The sequence below is a fragment of the Bacillus sp. WC2507 genome (assembly GCF_052656125.1).
Window position 1 is genome coordinate 2,388,984 of record NZ_JBQXPN010000001.1, and the last position, 17,726, is coordinate 2,406,709.

General features: G+C 33.4%; 20 protein-coding genes and 3 pseudogenes. 15 read left to right on the forward strand and 8 right to left on the reverse strand.

All coding sequences use genetic code 11. The annotated features are described in order from the left end of the window. Nucleotides 1-13: 13 nt before the first annotated feature. Both ACUN28_RS12665 and ACUN28_RS12670 read right to left on the reverse strand, forming a co-directional pair. The gene (locus tag ACUN28_RS12665; protein WP_000896301.1) at nt 14-214 is read right to left on the reverse strand and encodes a helix-turn-helix transcriptional regulator; all 201 of its coding nucleotides are present in this window, start codon (nt 212-214) and stop codon (nt 14-16) included. Beyond that, on the reverse strand, nt 202-561 hold the full coding sequence (locus ACUN28_RS12670) for a DUF3796 domain-containing protein (protein ID WP_016087033.1): 360 nt from the start codon (nt 559-561) through the stop codon (nt 202-204). Before ACUN28_RS12670 ends, ACUN28_RS12665 begins: the two co-directional genes overlap by 13 nt. A gap of 179 nt (nt 562-740) precedes the next feature. Between ACUN28_RS12670 and ACUN28_RS12675 the strand changes: the two genes are divergently transcribed. From ACUN28_RS12675 to ACUN28_RS12705, 7 genes are all read left to right on the forward strand, one after another. Next, the gene (locus tag ACUN28_RS12675) at nt 741-935 is read left to right on the forward strand and encodes a hypothetical protein (RefSeq protein ID WP_000958865.1); all 195 of its coding nucleotides are present in this window, start codon (nt 741-743) and stop codon (nt 933-935) included. An 89-nt stretch (nt 936-1,024) separates the two neighbouring features. Continuing rightward, on the forward strand, nt 1,025-1,750 hold the full coding sequence (locus ACUN28_RS12680) for an ABC transporter ATP-binding protein (RefSeq protein WP_016087034.1): 726 nt from the start codon (nt 1,025-1,027) through the stop codon (nt 1,748-1,750). Then, nucleotides 1,743-3,401 (forward strand): putative ABC transporter permease subunit, encoded by a 1,659-nt coding sequence (locus ACUN28_RS12685; RefSeq protein ID WP_016087035.1) that lies wholly within the window; start codon nt 1,743-1,745, stop codon nt 3,399-3,401. Before ACUN28_RS12680 ends, ACUN28_RS12685 begins: the two co-directional genes overlap by 8 nt. A 56-nt stretch (nt 3,402-3,457) precedes the next feature. After that, nucleotides 3,458-4,216, forward strand: a complete 759-nt coding sequence (locus tag ACUN28_RS12690; RefSeq protein ID WP_016087036.1) for an SDR family oxidoreductase — start codon at nt 3,458-3,460, stop codon at nt 4,214-4,216. 112 nt (nt 4,217-4,328) lie between these two features. Further along, nucleotides 4,329-4,451, forward strand: coding sequence for a hypothetical protein (locus ACUN28_RS12695; RefSeq protein ID WP_016087037.1), 123 nt, complete (start codon nt 4,329-4,331; stop codon nt 4,449-4,451). A 103-nt stretch (nt 4,452-4,554) separates the two neighbouring features. After that, nucleotides 4,555-5,265, forward strand: coding sequence for a hypothetical protein (locus ACUN28_RS12700; protein WP_016087038.1), 711 nt, complete (start codon nt 4,555-4,557; stop codon nt 5,263-5,265). Between the two features lie 92 nt (nt 5,266-5,357). After that, nucleotides 5,358-6,416 (forward strand): pyruvate kinase, encoded by a 1,059-nt coding sequence (locus ACUN28_RS12705; protein WP_016087039.1) that lies wholly within the window; start codon nt 5,358-5,360, stop codon nt 6,414-6,416. Nucleotides 6,417-6,466: 50 nt separating this feature from the next. Here the strand turns inward: ACUN28_RS12705 and ACUN28_RS12710 are convergent, their stop codons facing one another. Beyond that, complete coding sequence (locus ACUN28_RS12710) at nt 6,467-6,766, reverse strand: DUF1292 domain-containing protein (protein ID WP_445423390.1); 300 nt, start codon at nt 6,764-6,766, stop codon at nt 6,467-6,469. A gap of 245 nt (nt 6,767-7,011) precedes the next feature. Next, nucleotides 7,012-7,887 carry a LysR family transcriptional regulator gene (locus ACUN28_RS12715; protein ID WP_016087041.1) on the reverse strand — a complete coding sequence of 292 codons (876 nt, stop codon included), beginning with the start codon at nt 7,885-7,887 and terminating at the stop codon, nt 7,012-7,014. Between the two features lie 138 nt (nt 7,888-8,025). Here ACUN28_RS12715 and ACUN28_RS12720 point away from each other — a divergent pair, with 138 nt between their 5' ends. Continuing rightward, nucleotides 8,026-8,694 carry a YczE/YyaS/YitT family protein gene (locus ACUN28_RS12720; RefSeq protein ID WP_033660099.1) on the forward strand — a complete coding sequence of 223 codons (669 nt, stop codon included), beginning with the start codon at nt 8,026-8,028 and terminating at the stop codon, nt 8,692-8,694. Nucleotides 8,695-8,861: 167 nt separating this feature from the next. Here ACUN28_RS12720 and ACUN28_RS12725 read toward each other — a convergent pair whose 3' ends face one another. Together ACUN28_RS12725 and ACUN28_RS12730 are read right to left on the reverse strand one after the other, a co-directional pair. Beyond that, nucleotides 8,862-9,173 carry a hypothetical protein gene (locus tag ACUN28_RS12725; protein WP_016087043.1) on the reverse strand — a complete coding sequence of 104 codons (312 nt, stop codon included), beginning with the start codon at nt 9,171-9,173 and terminating at the stop codon, nt 8,862-8,864. 161 nt (nt 9,174-9,334) lie between these two features. After that, complete coding sequence (locus ACUN28_RS12730; RefSeq protein ID WP_016087044.1) at nt 9,335-10,612, reverse strand: histidine--tRNA ligase; 1,278 nt, start codon at nt 10,610-10,612, stop codon at nt 9,335-9,337. A gap of 345 nt (nt 10,613-10,957) precedes the next feature. Between ACUN28_RS12730 and ybaK the strand changes: the two genes are divergently transcribed. The 3 genes from ybaK (at nt 10,958) to ACUN28_RS12745 (ending at nt 12,684) form a co-directional block, all read left to right on the forward strand. Then, nucleotides 10,958-11,434 carry a Cys-tRNA(Pro) deacylase gene (ybaK, locus tag ACUN28_RS12735; protein ID WP_016087045.1) on the forward strand — a complete coding sequence of 159 codons (477 nt, stop codon included), beginning with the start codon at nt 10,958-10,960 and terminating at the stop codon, nt 11,432-11,434. 594 nt (nt 11,435-12,028) lie between these two features. Beyond that, complete coding sequence (locus ACUN28_RS12740; protein WP_002096482.1) at nt 12,029-12,226, forward strand: hypothetical protein; 198 nt, start codon at nt 12,029-12,031, stop codon at nt 12,224-12,226. Between the two features lie 155 nt (nt 12,227-12,381). Beyond that, complete coding sequence (locus tag ACUN28_RS12745) at nt 12,382-12,684, forward strand: hypothetical protein (RefSeq protein ID WP_016087046.1); 303 nt, start codon at nt 12,382-12,384, stop codon at nt 12,682-12,684. A 334-nt stretch (nt 12,685-13,018) separates the two neighbouring features. Here the strand turns inward: ACUN28_RS12745 and ACUN28_RS12750 are convergent. Then, a pseudogene (locus ACUN28_RS12750) lies at nt 13,019-13,399 on the reverse strand (RidA family protein); the annotation flags it as partial. Nucleotides 13,400-14,065: 666 nt separating this feature from the next. Here ACUN28_RS12750 and ACUN28_RS12755 point away from each other — a divergent pair. The 3 genes and pseudogenes from ACUN28_RS12755 to ACUN28_RS12765 all read left to right on the forward strand — a co-directional run. Further along, nucleotides 14,066-14,316: pseudogene (locus ACUN28_RS12755) on the forward strand (Tn3 family transposase); the annotation flags it as partial. Nucleotides 14,317-14,744: 428 nt separating this feature from the next. Continuing rightward, nucleotides 14,745-15,023, forward strand: a complete 279-nt coding sequence (locus tag ACUN28_RS12760) for an AbrB/MazE/SpoVT family DNA-binding domain-containing protein (RefSeq protein WP_016087048.1) — start codon at nt 14,745-14,747, stop codon at nt 15,021-15,023. A gap of 349 nt (nt 15,024-15,372) precedes the next feature. After that, nucleotides 15,373-15,477: pseudogene (locus tag ACUN28_RS12765) on the forward strand (recombinase family protein); the annotation flags it as partial. A 299-nt stretch (nt 15,478-15,776) separates the two neighbouring features. On the opposite strand, the gene ACUN28_RS12770 reads toward ACUN28_RS12765, so the two are convergent. Then, nucleotides 15,777-16,076, reverse strand: a complete 300-nt coding sequence (locus ACUN28_RS12770) for a hypothetical protein (RefSeq protein ID WP_016087049.1) — start codon at nt 16,074-16,076, stop codon at nt 15,777-15,779. A 550-nt stretch (nt 16,077-16,626) separates the two neighbouring features. On the opposite strand from ACUN28_RS12770, the gene ACUN28_RS12775 reads away from it, so the two are divergent. Further along, nucleotides 16,627-17,535, forward strand: a complete 909-nt coding sequence (locus tag ACUN28_RS12775) for an acyl-ACP desaturase (RefSeq protein WP_016087050.1) — start codon at nt 16,627-16,629, stop codon at nt 17,533-17,535. Nucleotides 17,536-17,726: the final 191 nt, after the last annotated feature.

The window sequence follows — 17,726 nt, forward strand, 5'->3', positions numbered from 1 at the left end:
AAGTTTCACTTTATTAATCCTCAAAAATAAAAATCTCATCAATCGTACTATGAAGTGCCTTCGCAATGTCGTGAGCAAGCTGTAAGGAAGGGTTATATTTTCCTTTTTCAAGATGGCTAATTGTTTCACGGCGTACACCAACACTTTTCGCTAAATCTTCTTGTGTCATGTTCAATTTGGCACGATATTCTTTTATTTTCGTTACGAACGCCATGGTGCATCTTCCATTTCGTCAACAGGTTTATCGTAAAAGAACATAGAGAAACCGAATGTAAGAATGAGTGTGCTGAAAATAAGAGCGATATCAATCTCTTGTAGTGTAGGGTTTGGAAATAACATTTCAATAAACATAATGATAGCGGTAGTTAGTAATGTAATGATAAAGGCATTGCGACACGATTTATTGAGGATTTGTTCAAACAGTTCATCGTGTTGAACTGTTCTATACGTTGTGAAAAAGGAGAAAAAACAAAACATAGTAAACAATCCTTTTTCGTAAAAAAAGCCGAGGAAACCGAAGAAACCAAGAAATCCTAAATATTTTATCCAAGTTGTTTTCATGGTAGGTCCTCCTTACAATGTTAGAAATAATTCACGTTATGTTATAAATATATCACATGTGGAAATGTATAGTAATAATAGTTTTCCAATTCTTTTCATAATAATAGTAAAAAGAGGAAATATACTGCGAAATAAAGAGGATAATATTGTAAAATGGTTGTAAGGAGGGGGAGGAAGAGATGCTAACTTGGATCATGATCGTTGTATTACTTGTAGTGATTACTGTAGTGGCGACGGTGTTAATTGGACGGAATGGTGATGCGAATTATAGTAAGGCGACAAAAGGGAATATTAAACGGCTGACGATGATTTATATTATACTAGCTGTCGTTTTAATCGTTGGATTAGGTGTGTATATTTATTTTAAAGGTTGAAAAAACTGAAAAAATATAAAAATCTAAAAATAGAAGTATGCTATAATATCAATATAGTTATTTGGTAATTAAGGAAAGGATTGGATGGAATGATTGAAATTACGAATGTGTCAAAAAGTTATAATGGGTCTAGCTATGCAGTAAAAGATTTAAGTTTATCTGTGCCTAGCGGAGAAATTTTTGGATTTTTAGGGCCGAATGGTGCTGGTAAATCAACGACAATTAAGATGATTACTGGTATTCATGGAGTGGACAAAGGGACGATTACGATTAACGGTAAAGATATTATGAAAAATCCGATGGAAGCGAAAAGGACGTTTGGTTATGTTCCAGATAGCCCAGATATGTTTTTGCGATTAAAGGGAATTGAATATTTAAACTTTATGGCAGATATGTATGAAGTGCCGAAAGAAGTACGCCAAGAACGAATCGAGTCTTTAGCGAAGAAATTTGATCTGTATAATGCCCTATCGGATCAAATTCAAAGTTACTCGCACGGTATGAGACAAAAAATCGTTATTATTGGTGTGCTCGTGCATGAGCCAGATGTATGGATTTTAGATGAACCGTTAACGGGGCTTGATCCGAAATCCGCATATATTTTAAAAGAAATGATGAGAGAACATGCGGATAAAGGAAAGATTGTATTTTTCTCTACACACGTATTAGAGGTGGCAGAAAAAATATGTGACCGCGTCGCGATTATTAATAAGGGAAATCTTCAGTTTAAAGGGAATTTAGGTGAAATGAGAGATCATTTTAAATCCAATGAATCACTTGAAAAAATGTTCTTGGAGATGACGGGCAATGAGTAAAATTTGGACGTTAACGAAAGTATTATTGAAATTAAATTATGCAGATTTCATAACAGATAAGAAGAAGCGATGGGCGTATGTCTTTTCATTTGCAGCCATTTTATTTGTCGGCTTTTTAATATTTGGTTCGATGACGCACGGAATGTATGAAGGTATGAAACATTTGGGGCAAGATCCAGGAATGATTATCGCAATGGGACTTGCGATTGCGAGTATATGGGTATTTTTAATGAGTATAACGAACATTTTAACTGTATTTTACTATAGTAATGACATTGAAATGTTATTGCCGTTACCATTGAAACCAGCGCAGATTATTTCGGCAAAGTTTCTAACGGTATTAATTACACAATACGTAATGAGTTCATTTATTTTATTACCAATCTTTATTACGTACGGGTTAAAAAGTAGTGCATTTATTACATATTACATATACATGATTTTTATTTACTTACTCTTCCCGATTGTGCCGTTAGTATTAGCTTCATTACTGATGACAGTTATTATGAGGTATACAAATATAGCGAAAAATAAAGACCGAGGCAATATATTTATTGGAATCGTAAGTATACTATTTATTGTAGGAATTAATGTATTTTTACAGTGGAAAAATAAAAGTTCGTTTTCTGAAGATGCACTTACGAATTATCTTGCGAGCAACGAATCTTCTCTTTTAGTACAAATGACAAATTATTTTCCAACTACATATTTTGGAGCAGTGGCGTTAGTAGAAAATGCAAATTGGAAGGGACCTTTATACGTAATAATCTTTGCACTTATTTCATTTGTATTCTTTGTGTTGTTTTATTACATTGCAGAGCGTACATATTTAAAAGGGGTTATTGGACTTTCAACGAGTACAGCAAAAAAAGAGGTCATTTCAGCAGAAGGTTTACAGAAATCAACGGTACAAAGTTCACATTTGAAAGCGTATGTGAAAAAGGAATTTAAAACGTTATTCCGTACACCACAATTTTTCTTAAATTGTATTGTACAAACTTTCGTTATGCCGATTATGTTATTCTTTGTTTTATTCGTGCAAGATGGAAATTTAAAGTGGATCACAGGGTATATTGATAACCCAAAATCAGCAGGACTTGCAATTGGCGTTGGCCTTTGTGCTTCTCTATTTTTAATGGGAAGTAACGTCATTGCAACAACTTCATTTTCACGAGATGGAAGTTCATGGTTTGTGAATCGTTATTTACCAGTAAAGGCTTCAGATATCTTTTTTGCGAAAGCGATAACGGCTTGGTTAATTAATGTGATCATTTTAGCAGTATTCGGTATTACGATGGCAGTTGTAGCGGGGATATCTCCAGTATTTATGGTACTTTGGTTCTTACTAAGTGCGAACGGTTTATTGCTAATCAATTTAATCGGTACACGCTGGGATGCACAAACTGCCGATATACATTGGGATACAGAACAGAAATTATTTAAAAGCCGCTATACAACATTGTGGAATTTTTTAGCTAATATTTTAATAGCTTTAGTTATTGTAGCGGGAGTAAGTCTATTATACTTCTTCCTTCAAGTAGGACTGTGGGTTATGTTTATCGTTTTATTTGTAATGTTTACGATTGTAAATTATATCTTCATTAAAATTTTAAAATTAGGTGCAGAACGTATATTGTCAAATATTGAATAAAAAGATAGATCCTCTGTATTCGTACAGGGGATTTATCCATAGATGGAGGAGAAAAGGTGAAGAAAATAGCAATTGTAACAGGGGCAACTCGTCTGAATGGAATTGGTGCAGCTGTATGCAAGGTGCTTGCTCAAAAAGGGATAGACATTTTTTTCACGTACTGGTCTCAGTATGATAAAGCGATGCCGTGGGGAATGCATGATAAAGAGCCCTTTTTGTTGAAAGAGGAGATTGAAAGTTACGGTGTTCGATGTGAAATGGCAGAAATCAATTTATCGCAGTCGTATTCGCCAAATCGTTTGTTTTATATGGTCTCAGAACGGTTAGGTGATCCATCTATTTTAATTAATAATGCAGCGTATGCTACTCATACGAGAATTGAGGAATTAAATGTAGAACAGATAGATAAACATTATACAGTAAATATTCGCGCTACTATGTTATTAAGTTCATTATTTATAAAACATTATGCACTGAAAACGAGTGGAAGTATTATTAACCTTACTTCAGGACAGTCATTAGGGCCAATGCCTGATGAACTAGCATACGCAGCAACGAAAGGAGCAATTGAAGCATTTTCAAAATCAGTAGCACCAGTTGCGATGGAGAAGGGGATTACAGTGAATGCTGTAGATCCAGGACCGACGAATACAGGATGGATTACAGAGGAGTTACAGCACCATTTAGTATGGAAGTTCCCGCAGGGTAGAGTTGGAGAACCGGTGGATGCAGCACGCTTAATTTCTTTTTTAGTAAGTGAAGAGGCAAAATGGATTACTGGGCAAGTCATTCATTCGAATGGTGGTTACTCATAAATATATTATGTTAACAAATGTTGAGAAACAAAAAAATGAAAGAAAATTTTATTTTTTTATATAAATAAAATGTCAAGAAAGATAAAAATTTGATAGGAGAGTATATCGTCATATGAAGATTGTAATTCTTCATGTGACAATATACTCTTTTTCTTTTACAACAGAGAAGAAAAATGAAGTAGAAGAAACTCGAATATTCAAACCAGTTTATCAGTTTTTGTACGTATTATTATGAAGATTACTGTCGGAAAGATGGTGATTCATGTGAAAAGGGATTTTTTAAGAGAAAATCGAATCGTAAAGGGGAGGATAAATAAAGTAAACATAGGGGGATTTATATGAAAATGAAAAAGGTCGCTATCGCATCGATAACAATTGGTACAATGCTTACTATGGCAGCTTGTAGTCCTTCAGCAGATAAAGAGACAGAAAAGAAAGAGCAAGTAACAGCGCAAAATGAAGGAGAATCAAAAACGACAAGTGCAGATGAGACGTCAAAAACAACGAAAGATACTGACAAAGAAACAAAGACTTCTTCAAATGAAAAAACAGATAAAGATGCAAAAAATACGAAAGAATCATCAGGAACAGAAAGTAACGGTAAAACAACAACGCAAAACGAAAATGTGAAAACAAAAGAAAAGGAAACGACAGGAAAAACGAATGACGAAACGACTAGCGGAAAAACAACAGATCAAAGTACAAGTACAAACTCAAACGGAAAAACAACGAAAGATCCGAAGAAAAGTGTAGCTGTGAAAACAAATGTTAAAGAAGTTGCTGCATTAATTGATAGCTTAGACAAGCAATTAGCTGCAAATCCGAAATTAGAAACAGTAAATAAACTTGGTAAACAAATTAATGAAAAGTGGGATGTAATTGAGAAAGAGTTAGAAGCATCTCACCCAGCTGAATATAAAACAATCGGACAAAGTATGTATCCGTTAATTGTAGGAGCGGAGAAAGAAAAGATTGATGTTACTAAAATGAAGTCGTTAACGACGAAAACGAAAAAAGATTTAAATCAGTTATTAACGAAACTTTCGTAGTTTCAAAAGCCTACTTGTGTGAGTAGGCTTTTTTATGTTGAGAGTGTAAGTAAAGTTTATGGGAATCCTAACGAAAAAGGAGGGTCACAAAAATGACAATCGATCGAATTTGTACAATTGGACCAGCAAGCAATAATAAAGAAACATTAGCACAGTTAATAAAGAACGGTATGAAAATTGTTCGGCTAAATTTATCACATGGCACGCATGAAAGTCATAAAGACATCATTCGTTTAGTGAAATCTTTAGATGACTCTATTAAATTTTTGGGTGATGTACAAGGTCCTAAAATAAGATTAGGTGAAATGAACGGAGAACAAATTACACTTCAGGCGGAAGAGTCTTTTATTTTACATACACAACCAGTTACAGGGAGCAATACGGAAGCAAGTGTTGATTATGAAGGAATCGCGAATGATGTGAAAGTAGACAGTAGAATTTTGATTAATGATGGAGAAGTTGAATTAATTGTTGAAAAGGTAAGTAAGGAAAAAATAGAAACAAAGGTTAAAACAGGTGGTAATATCTCATCACATAAAGGGGTGAACTTACCAGGGGCAATCGTTAGTTTACCGGCTCTTACAGAGAAAGATAAAAAAGATATTCAGTTTCTTTTAGAAGAGGATGTTGATTTTATCGCATGTTCTTTTGTAAGAAAACCTAGCCATATAAAAGAAATACGAGATTTTATAAAACAGTATACAGAAACGTCACCTAATTTAATTGCCAAAATAGAAACGATGGAAGCGATCGAGAATTTTCAAGATATATGTAAAGAAGCAGACGGAATTATGATTGCAAGGGGCGATTTAGGAGTAGAGTTGCCGTATCAATTTATTCCGCTCTTGCAGAAAATGATAATTCAGGAATGTAATCGAACGAATACATATGTCATTACAGCAACACAAATGCTTCAATCTATGGTAGATCATGCTATTCCAACAAGAGCGGAGGTAACGGATGTGTTTCAAGCTGTACTGGACGGAACGAATGCCGTTATGCTTTCTGCTGAAAGTGCATCAGGAGAACATCCGATTGAAAGTGTAAGAACATTACGTCTCGTTTCTGAATTCGCTGAACATGTGAAAAAAGACGGTCCTTTTGTGATGAAAGATGTACTGCAATTACTGCATGAATCTCTGGATGAGTAATGAAACACACGAGGGCGGATATGCATCCGCCCTCGTGTGTTTCATTCATATTATTCTTGCTCTTGCTCTTGCTCTTGCTCTTGCTCGTCCAAAATTTTATCAAAAGCAGCAGATACTTTATCAAACTCTTCATCATTTTCAATGTATGAAAACTCATTATCTTCTTCTACTTTTAAAAAGAAAATATCAATGTCTTCCTCAGATTCTGTTTGAATGTCTTCTACGAAGGCAACTGCAATATATTCTGCGCCTTCAACATCCATCGCTCCGAGTACTTCTACTTCCTGATCCTCATTATTCTCATCACTGAGAGTAAACACTTCGCCAACTTCAATATCAGACATATTCATTCTCCTCCTGTTCGACTCTAAAGAATAGAGTGCTCAAACTGCATACATACTAACATATCTTTCCATGAAAAATCAATTTCATACATTAGAAAAACAACTGATTCTTCAATAGAATAAGTATTTAGCTAGAAGGAGTTTTATTTGTGAGTGCTATATTATGAAATTCATTCTCTCCATAGCTTGTCTTGTTATATCTCACAGTAACTACCTGATGGTGTGGGTTATTAATCATTTGTTTACATCTTCTAATCAACGATTTCCCAAAATAGAGTTGCTGCTGTGGAGATTCGTTGATTTTTTAATTTTACTATTACAGGCTCGAGATGGAAATCAAATTGTTCCAATTCCAAAAGAGTTGTATGTGCTAAAAATGGTGATGTATAATCCATTTTTGGAATAATGGATAAGCCGAGTCCTTTACTAACAAGTGCTACAACCATACTTATATCTTTACACTCGATAATAATATTTGGCTGGACTTTGTATGTATCAAACGCTTTGAGTAAGTTTTCATTGAAGGAGAGTCCTTCCATTGCTCCGAGCATAATGAATGGGAACTGTGTAATCTTTTCAATTGTCACGTGTTGTGATGGAAATGATGGTGCCCAACTTGCAGGGATAATTACAGCGATTGGTTGTTTTTTTAATAATTTCAGCTCATAGTGTTCACTAGTGCCTAATCGTAAAAGTAGGGCAATATCAATTTCTCTTTGTTCTAGTTTTTTTAATAATTCTTCTGAATTTCCTGTTACTATATTTATTTTAACATTAGGGTATTGTGTTCTAAACGTACTAACATAGTCAACGAGCATATTTGAACATGTAGAAGATACACCGATGCTTACTGTCCCGCCTATACCTTGTTCAATTTCTAGAATTTGCTGCTTTATATCTTGCACTTGCATTAGCATTTGTGTGGCATATTCGTATAGTATTTCACCGGTTTCTGTAAGCTCCCATTTTTGACGATATCGATGAATTAAAGTTGTGCCAAGATCAGTTTCGAGCTTTTTTAATAATTGACTAAGTGGTGGTTGCGCGATATGAAGCACTTCTGCTGCTTTAGAAATACTTCCTTGTTTCACAATTTCTTTAAAGTAATATAATTGCCTGAAATCCATTGTATCTCTCCATTATATGTTTTTTCATATGATTAGTTTATCATATATATATTTTTCATATGTTGAAATTGACGTTATATTTAATTGTATAGCTATAGTCTTTATATAAATAATGTTAACTAGGAAGTGGGAGATAGTATGAATCATTGGAACAGAACCTTGAGGCGCATCCTCATGTATGTGCTCGGGTTATTTTTTATGTCAATTGGTATTAGCATGTCGATTCAAGCAGGATTTGGTGTATCGCCTGTGTCATCATTAGCCTATGCAAGTACGCTAACGATTGGTTTGTCAGTTGGTGTGACAATGGCGCTTGCAAATGTTTTATACATTATTATTCAAGTCATATTAAGTAAAAGAATGGAGTTCAATGAATTTATAAGTCAATTCATTATTTCGTTTTTATTTGGGTTCTTCATGGATGCAACGCTCTTCCTTGTACAACTTTTCCCTACGCCTGAAACGATCTTTGCTCGAAGTGTATATTTAATTGTTAGTTTATTTGTTATAGCGGTCGGTTTAATGGGCTATACAACAGCGAAATTACCATTAATGCCGTATGATGCGTTAACGTATGCAATTAGTGAAAAATTTAATTTGAAATTTGGTAAAGCAAAAATTTTGAGCGATTTAATAAACATTTGTGTAGCTGGTACAATCTGTATAGTTTTTATTCAATCTTTAGGCTCAATCGGAATTGGTACACTCATTGCCGCCTATTGTATCGGCAAAATTTTAGGGTGGATGATACCGTATTATCAACCACCTCTTCACGGGTGGGTATTTAAAGCAGAGAAGGCTGCTTAGACTATATACTTCAAATCTCTAAAAGGTGATATTGATAAATCTATGTTCTTATCAATGAAAAAACGCAATTCTTTCTATGAAATTATAGGGAAGAATTGCGTTATATATTATCGCTGTGACCAAAAGAGTGATTTGTTGAAAAACATGTACTTCTAATTTTTATTTCGCTATGAATCACAAACTTGTTTTTTATTTGTGGATATGGCGTCTAATAAAAGGAAAATAGCTGCTATCATATGTAGAACGATGTCTATATAAGGGAAAAAGGCAACTAGAGTAACGATAATACCTATAAAATGAGCGTACGTATTCATGTCTTCTTTTTTAGCTAATAGTATTGTAATGATATGTAAAGTAATCACTGTAAACGGTGGTATCCCATACAAGTCAACTAATCCTGGAGTTAAATAATAACAAGGAATTAGTATAAGGTGGGAGATACCTGTAGTCCACTTTAGTGCTTTTATGAAAGCTTTCAAAGTTATTCCTCCTAAAATGATTTTTATCTATATATTACCAAATATAACAGGTGATTGGATATTATATATTTGTAGATTATAGTAGAATGTAATTTTTTTATGTTAACTAATTATTGGTTATCTATAAAATAGAAAAACCACCCAAACGAGGGTGGTTTGTATTATAAATAACTACTTAAAGAAGAAAGGGAGACTTTCATCTCACTACCTTCCTTCATATTCCGCAGCATAACGGTTTCTGTACTAAGTTCTTCTTCCCCAATAATAAGCACATAAGGGATATTCTCTTTATTTGCGTAATTAAGGGCACGTTTTAGTTTGCGTCCTGCAAGTTCGAGTTCGACTTTTAAGGAAGTTGTATTGCGTAATTGCTGGGCAATTTGCAAGCATTGTAATTCTGTCCCGAGTGGGATGATAAATACATCCGCTGTAGATGATATCGTTTCTTTCTGTGATAGTGCTGTATAAATAACGTCTAAACCGAATGAAATACCGACTGTTGGATAGTTCATATTATCACCACGGAATGCTCCGATAATGTTATCGTATCGACCGCCGCTACCGATGCTGGATGTAATTGAGCCATCTTTTAAAAAGATTTCATACACAGTACCTGTATACATTGTAAGTCCACGCGCTAAAAACGGATTGAATATAGCATTTTCATTTATTCCAAGGGCGATTAAATATTGCTGTAATTGTTGTAATTCGTTTACGCCATCGATAACGAGTGGAGTATTGAAAGCTTCTTTAAAGTCAGCAATTGTAAGCTTTAGACAAGATAAAACAGTATTACATATCGTATCAGCCATTTCTTCAGAAATTCCGCGCTCTAATACATCTTTTCGTACACCATCAATCCCAATCTTTTCGATTTTGTCTAATGATAAAATGACGTCACTCGTTCGTTCAGTAGGGATGTTAATGGACTCGAGAATGCCGTTTAATAATTTTCGGTTATTATATTGGATCGTTACTTCTAAGTTTAACGTTCGGAACAGTTCAAACGCCATGCTCATAAGTTCAGCTTCTGCCATGACAGACTCAACACCGACTATATCAACATCGCATTGTATAAACTCACGAAATCTCCCTTGTTTAATTGGCCCATCTCGAAATACTTTCCCAATTTCATACCGTTTAAAAGGAAGGCGGATGTTCGGATTCATTGCCACAACTTTTGCGAATGGTATAGTTAAATCGTAACGTAACGCAAGGTCGCGTTTTCCTTGATCCTGAAGTGTATATATTTCTTTTAAAATTTCATCACCGCCGCCGTACTTGTATGACATAAGTTCATACATATTTAACGTTGGTGTTTCTAACGGTTTACAACCATAACGTTCAAACGTATCTTCACACGCTCTTTTCATTTTATTTCGCAACACTTGTTCCTCTGGTAAATAGTCTTTCGTTCCTTTTACATTTTTCATTTCCATTGTAATCACTCCTTTTTTAAATTAAAAAAAGCTATGCAGGTATAAAAATACCCACATAGCTTTATGAACGCTTCGTGGGTCAACAGGAAAAGCCCTGTACCCACGAAGAAAAATTTTTCTCCGGATACACGGCGTTACGTATGATGATGAAGTTGGAAAGAAGCATTAAAATTTCGCATTACAAATCTCTCCTTAACATAAGTTTTTCCAAATTATATCAGATGATTTTTGAATTATCAATATTTTTAGTTTTGAAATATAAGTGAAGTTATGTAGGAGAAATGGAAAAGGGTGTATAATAAAAGAAAACTTAATAATATGAAATAACCTTTTAAGGAGATCATTATGAAAAAAGATAAAACAAATGCGATGCGAATACTAGATAAAGAAAAAATTGAATATTCGATGATGTCATATGATTCAAACGATGGGAAAATCGATGGCGTATCAGTAGCCGAGAAAATTGGGCGAGAAGTGAGAGAAGTATATAAAACGTTAATCGCTCAAGGAAATAGTAAAAATTATCATGTGTTTATCATCCCGGTAGATGAGGAACTGAATTTAAAAGCTGCCGCAAAAGCGGTCAGTGAAAAGAAGATTGAAATGATTCCTGTAAAAGATATTACGAAAGTATCAGGATATATTCGAGGTGGTTGTTCACCAGTCGGAATGAAGAAGTTATTTTCTACATGTATTGACGAGAGTGCTCAAAATCTTGAAATGATCATAGTGAGCGGCGGGAGAATTGGTATACAAATTGAGCTGAAAGTGGATGACTTGGCGAAAGTGACGAGAGCGCAGTTTGGTGAAATAACGAAATAACGAAATAATGATACATAGGAAAAGAAGTTCTAGTTTTATTGAATTTAGATAATAATTTATAGGATAGTTAGTCCATTATGGGGCTGATTGTCCTTTTTATTTACAAACTGAATAAAGATTGAATGTTCAGTTTGAGATAAGCATGTAACCTGAATCGTTTGTTTGGCTTTGGGAGGGGGGACAAAGCCTCGGTGCGATGACTTTAAATAAACAAGCAGAGTTACTCTTAAAGATAGACAAGTGACGGGAGAGTGTTTAATGGGGGTTCAAGAAATACCCATAAGAAAGCACGTATGGGGGACCAGTATTTTGGGGAAATCCTACGCTAAGAGTATGCAAGATTTTATACAGTTTTTTAGCTAATCCAGTAACAAACAAGAACACTAAAACCGCGTTAGGATAGGAATGTATAAAAAATGTATAGATTCATAGAACTAAGAAAGAAGATGCCCTTGTGAGAGCAGGGTTCTCCTTTTTCCTTGCTACTGATAATGAGACGTTATGTTAACCTCACATGTATAGAATATACAAGAAAAACACGATACATCACTTTTTATAAATGGTATAATAAGGAAAAAGAGAGGTGAAAAACTAATGGACGACTCTATGTTTGCGTTTCGAGTTGTTTTCAATGCACTAACATCATTCTTTTCCAACGGGGTCTGGGTCGTTTTGTTCTTCTTCTTGTTAAATAAAACGTATGAAAACAAAACTTTCAAAACAGCATCGAGTATTATTACTGTTGTTGTCTTAGTATTTTATTTGTTTTATTGCATTCGGAATAGCATGTAATGCCTTTCTTTGAATAAGGTAGGGAAATCTCCCAGTATCCAAGACTAAATTTTACCCATACATCATTTTTTGGATCTAGCTCTTGAAGATAAAAACTATTTAATTTTCAAGGAACAGTTATTAACTTAAAACTTATTATACGAGGAGGGTGTATCATGAAAAAAATATGCTTTGTATTAATTGTCGACGCTGGTATAAATTATGGTTCAATATTTTCTCTACCATTTTTAAGGAATCAGGATGATTTGAAGGAATGTTTTTCTAAGTATTATGATGTTTCAATTAATTATATTAGGGATAAAAACTCAGTTGACTATTTGGTAGTTCCCAAACCGTGTCCACCTTTTGATAATGAAAATAATCTTCCAATAATTGAAGTACCAGCAATCTTATTTATGGAAAAGGATTTTGAAAAAATAAAGACTTATATAGACAATTATTTTTCTAATAACTCATAAAGAAAATAAAAGTACAGTAAAAAGAAGTCCAATAAAAAACGAGTGGCGTAGAATATTTCTATTAATCATTCGTTTTTTATTATATTTACATATATTTTTTAAAAGAGGATTATAGACGTTCTGAAAAAAATTAATTATAACAAGAACAGTGTTGGTGCTACTAGGGGTAGCACCAACATTTCGCGAATTTCGTACGCTAAGCAAAATTTCATAAAGAAAAAGCCGATTTCCTGTACGCTAGGGACTCGACTTTTTTAGATTGATATATTTGACTAAAACTCCCGATAATACAATAAGATTCATCATATAATTAATTATTGTTTATCAAGAGAAATTAAATAATTTCCTTACATGCCCAAGCGTCTACCTCTACTTTAAATACAGGAGCTGCTAATGCCACCACATAAATCATAGTAGTACAAGGGAGATGTTCACCTAGAAAATCTCCAATAATTTTTCTTCTCTTATCTGCATTAAAATCACCTACTAAATAAAATACCATCTTAGTTAAATCTTCTACGTTCATATTAGCAGCCACAAGATTTCTTCTAATATTAACTAGAGCTAATTGTAACTGTTCCAATGGATCCTCTGGAACCATTCCATCTATTTCCATGCCTAATTGACCTGATAATGTGAGCCATTTATTAGGACCCGTTACTTCTATTTGATGGACATATGGTGCTACTGGTTTATGTACTGTTTCGGGATTTCTTCAACTAGAATCATTCCTTTACTGAAATTTTATAATAATCTAAATTATTATATCAGTTTTCTGAGTAGGGTGTTAACCCGCCTTGTTAGTTGAATTATATTTCTTCATAATCTTTTTTTATAATATATTTATCCAATTAAGTTTCTCTAAAAGTACCGAAAACGAACGTTTAAGGAACACTATTTAGTTCTAATAAAACTGAAAGAAATACGGTCAAAAACCAGTTCCAAAACTCATTATCAAAAACAAAGTACCATAACAAACATTAAATGTCGTTTATGGTACTTTGTTAACGTACGGTAAAACCAAGTTTTTCAACTTAGAAATTCCTTAGCGTACGAAATTCGCGTTTTGTTATGGCAACCAAGTTTATTTTTATCGTTGTGGGGGGGCATCAAAATCTTAGGTTGATGGCTATATGGCGGTACCCTATGTACAGAACATCAAATAGATTTCGGCGATTCAGTGTGAAATGTTTAAAACGACAAAAAACTTGGAAGTAAGCAAATTATCGATTGGTATTCCACAGATTTCTTTTGGAGTGGTTTCAGCTGAAGTAGAGGTACATATGAATGAGCACGGTATCGCAGGGTGGATTTTCAAATATTTTGCGAATCCACCCTGTGATAATTTTTTGAGCATTTCATGTTCTGTTTTTACTTTGTAATTTCTGATATGAAATTACGTGAACAAATTATAGCTAGTACAAATAAAGTAGAAGCCTATAATGTTTTTTCAAAATGTTGTAGATATCACTATGATTTTATGGCAACTAAAAAATGAAGGTTATCGCTTTTCACGCCAAGATTTTGGAAACGCTAAATCCTTATATAACAAGACATATAAAACGCTTTGGGGATTATGTGATTGATTTACAGAAGATCACTCAACCAATAGAAAAAACAATCCCTCTATAAGCCTAATGGGGCATGGTTTGGAAATAAAAGTGAGTATATGAATTATTTTTGTACGTATCTAGGCTGTGCCCCTAATTGAATCACGGGCTGTGATTATGAATAATTCTCAAACGTTGAAGAGTGCTTAAGAGACATTTGAATCATTGGAATAATGAATCCTTTTATAAAATTTTGTAGTATAGAATAACTAATTCCAATTATTTTGATGAAATCAAATTTTTTTACTAGGTTCTAATTAAACTTTCTTTTAAATCTACAGCATGTAGAACGGGAGAAGGACGTATTTCCTTTCAGCAAAGTTTTAAAGAATTTTTTGTTATAATCATTAGTTTTTGGATCGTTATGTTTCTCATGTATGGCGAAATCTTGTTACAATAGTCAAGAATAGCTTGGGTACAAATTGATAATGAAATGGGGAAAGATGCTAGATGAAAGCAACCGGAGTAACTAGAAAAGTAGATGAATTAGGGCGTGTAGTAATTCCAAAGGAACTTAGAAATACGCTTGGTATTAAAGAAAAATCACCATTAGAGATTTTTGTAGAAGGGGAAGACATTGTTTTACAGAAGTATCAGCCTGGTGGTGTTTGTGCATTAACAGGAGAAGTGTCAAATCATAACATAGCATTAGCAAATGGTAAGATAGCATTAAGTCCAGAAGGTGCAGAATTATTAATAAAAGAAATAGAACAATACCTTGTAAAATAAGAGGCTCCTTTCAAGGGGCTTTTTTAATATAGGAAATATAAAACTTAATGTACCTTGATATTCAATAAAAAATGATATATATATAATCAATAGTCTGAATTTAATCTTATGTTGAGTTAATCCGTTAAATAGATACTGTATTGTTTGTTTTGAAAAGATTAGCAAATAAGTTAGTGCCAGATGCTGAATTATAGGAAAAAAAGAAAAAGGACGCTTAGCTTTAAGAGACTAAACGCCAAAATGAATAGATAAAATATAAGTACATAGAGGGGAGAGTGATTCCCCGACTCATTATAAGTATATCATAGAATCAGGTTATAAAGAAAAATAAATGACAATTAGGCTTGTTAAATGGAAAAGCGGAGAAATAACAGCTACTATGTTTATGCAAATGTTAGAGCTAAAGAAAAACACGTTTTACAAAATAATGAAGGAATATGAGGAAATAAAGTAGCATCTCTCCTATGAGAAATCCTACTTTTTCTCTGGTTGTAAGAATCTTGAAGTTTTTGTATCAGAATAGTATTGTGTATATCGAAAAAAATAAAAGACAACTCTAATTAAGAGTTGTCTTTTTGTGTAATAAAATCCCCAAAATATGAAGATATACAAACGAATATAATACGTTATGGTTGATATTATAACAAAACCGAAGAGTATTGAGAATAAAAAGAATGGTGTAATGAGTTTTTAAGGTTTTAGTTAAAAAAGTCTCGAAAATAAACCTTTTATAAAGGTTTCCTTTAAATATGATTATTGTATTTCGAGGGGGTCATTATAAATCTTAGCTATATATTTTACAAAATCAATGACGGGATAGTGTATGAGTGAACGATGCTGCGTAAAACGAACTCCTGCTTTTTCCATTTTCGAAATGAGTTGTTCAACTTCCAACTCTTTTTGTTGTATTCTATTATAATTTTGATATACAATGTTTTTCCATTGATAGGAAGAGCCGTGAAAATAACTCTCTCCTTTTACCATGTGACTAAATATAATTTCTATTTTTTCTCTGCGTTGTTTTTCCTTCATATGCGCTTCCGTTGACTGCATGTTTATCGCCTCTTCCCTTTGTGTTGTATACCGTTTCACAAAATTTGGTCTAATTCATCCATAGCCAATGTACATTGATCTTGTTGGGAATTGTCTTTTAAGGCTATCTAATCAACTATATTTGTTTTTCAAGCGCTTAATCTAATATATTGGATTTTACATCTAAATAAGCTGATAGTGTGTATAAAACACTATCAAACTTTATTATAAAACGATTCTTTATAGGCGTGCACCTTTTTACACTCACCAAGATTTACAACATGACGAGAATCTTCATCCATGAATGTTATTCTGTATTTACTGAGGTTAGTTTTTTAAGGCTAACTAACATATTGTATGCCTCAGTATCTATTTTATAAAAAAGAAAATATATGTAACGGTCCCCCTTTTGATATAAAAAAATCCTATAAAAATATAGCGCTCTTAAAGAATTTTGTTACAAATTTATTATGTTTGACTTTAAAAAAGGAACGTAATATTTATTTGTAGAAAATTTTAAGAGTAAAAATAGAATGAATATTTATATGATAAGAAAAGGGGGCACTTATAGATGCTAACAAATGATTTAGATTTCCGATTAGAACCACGTTTAAAAGAACTGTATGAACAGCATAAAATAAGAGCGCAGAAGATAGACTGGGGTTATCATGAGTTTTTACCATGGGATAAGGGAATGGACTTTAAAAGAGTTCCTTGGGATGAAAGTCAAGTTACTCTTCCTTCTGGTGTAATTACGGCCATTGAAACAGCTTTATTAACAGAAGTGAATTTACCATGGTTTACAACGTATTTATCTGCGACTTTTAAAGGTTCCCTTTCTGTTATTACAGACTTTATTCATACTTGGACCTCAGAAGAGGATCAACATTCAAATTTATTGGAGACATATTTACTACTCACTCGAAGTGTGAACCCTAAACGGATACATGAATTAAGAAAATCAGTCGTTGAGGGTGGATTTGAGCCTGATTTTCATACACCAATCGAAGCCATGACATATACGACACTACAAGAACTTGCAACGATGGTGTTTTACAATAATGTTGCTAAGGTTGCAAGTAAGCATGATCCAGATCTTGCTACATTATTACGCCGTCTTGCAAAAGATGAAACTCTTCATTATGCGTTTTATCGAGACGTGATTCGAACACATTTAGAATTGGAACCTAATTATTGCTATCATATTGCCAATGTGATTAAGAATTTTAAAATGCCAGGTGCCGTCATGCCTGATTTTGAAAATAGAATGGCTGTGATTGCAAAAGAAGCGAATTATGGACCACTACAATATTTTGATCAAGTACTTGATGTAGTGGTTGATTATTGGGGGTTAAAAGACTTACGACCAATTGCACCTTTAGCTGAAAAAGCAAGAATTGAGATTTTGGAATACCACAAAAGATTGAAAAAAATACGTGATCGATTTGGTCGTTTTCAAGGGAAAACTGATCTACGTTAATGAGTAGAGATTTCACAATATAAGCGGGGTAATTCTCTTCCCTTTATGGGAAATCTGACACACTCCCTATTGTTTTTGGGATGTTTTTTACTTAATTTAATTTTTTGTTAAAAAGTTGTTGACGATAAAAATAATTTTATGATATTATAAAATATTTGATAAAAAATAACGTATGTGTTAAGGTTAAGAAG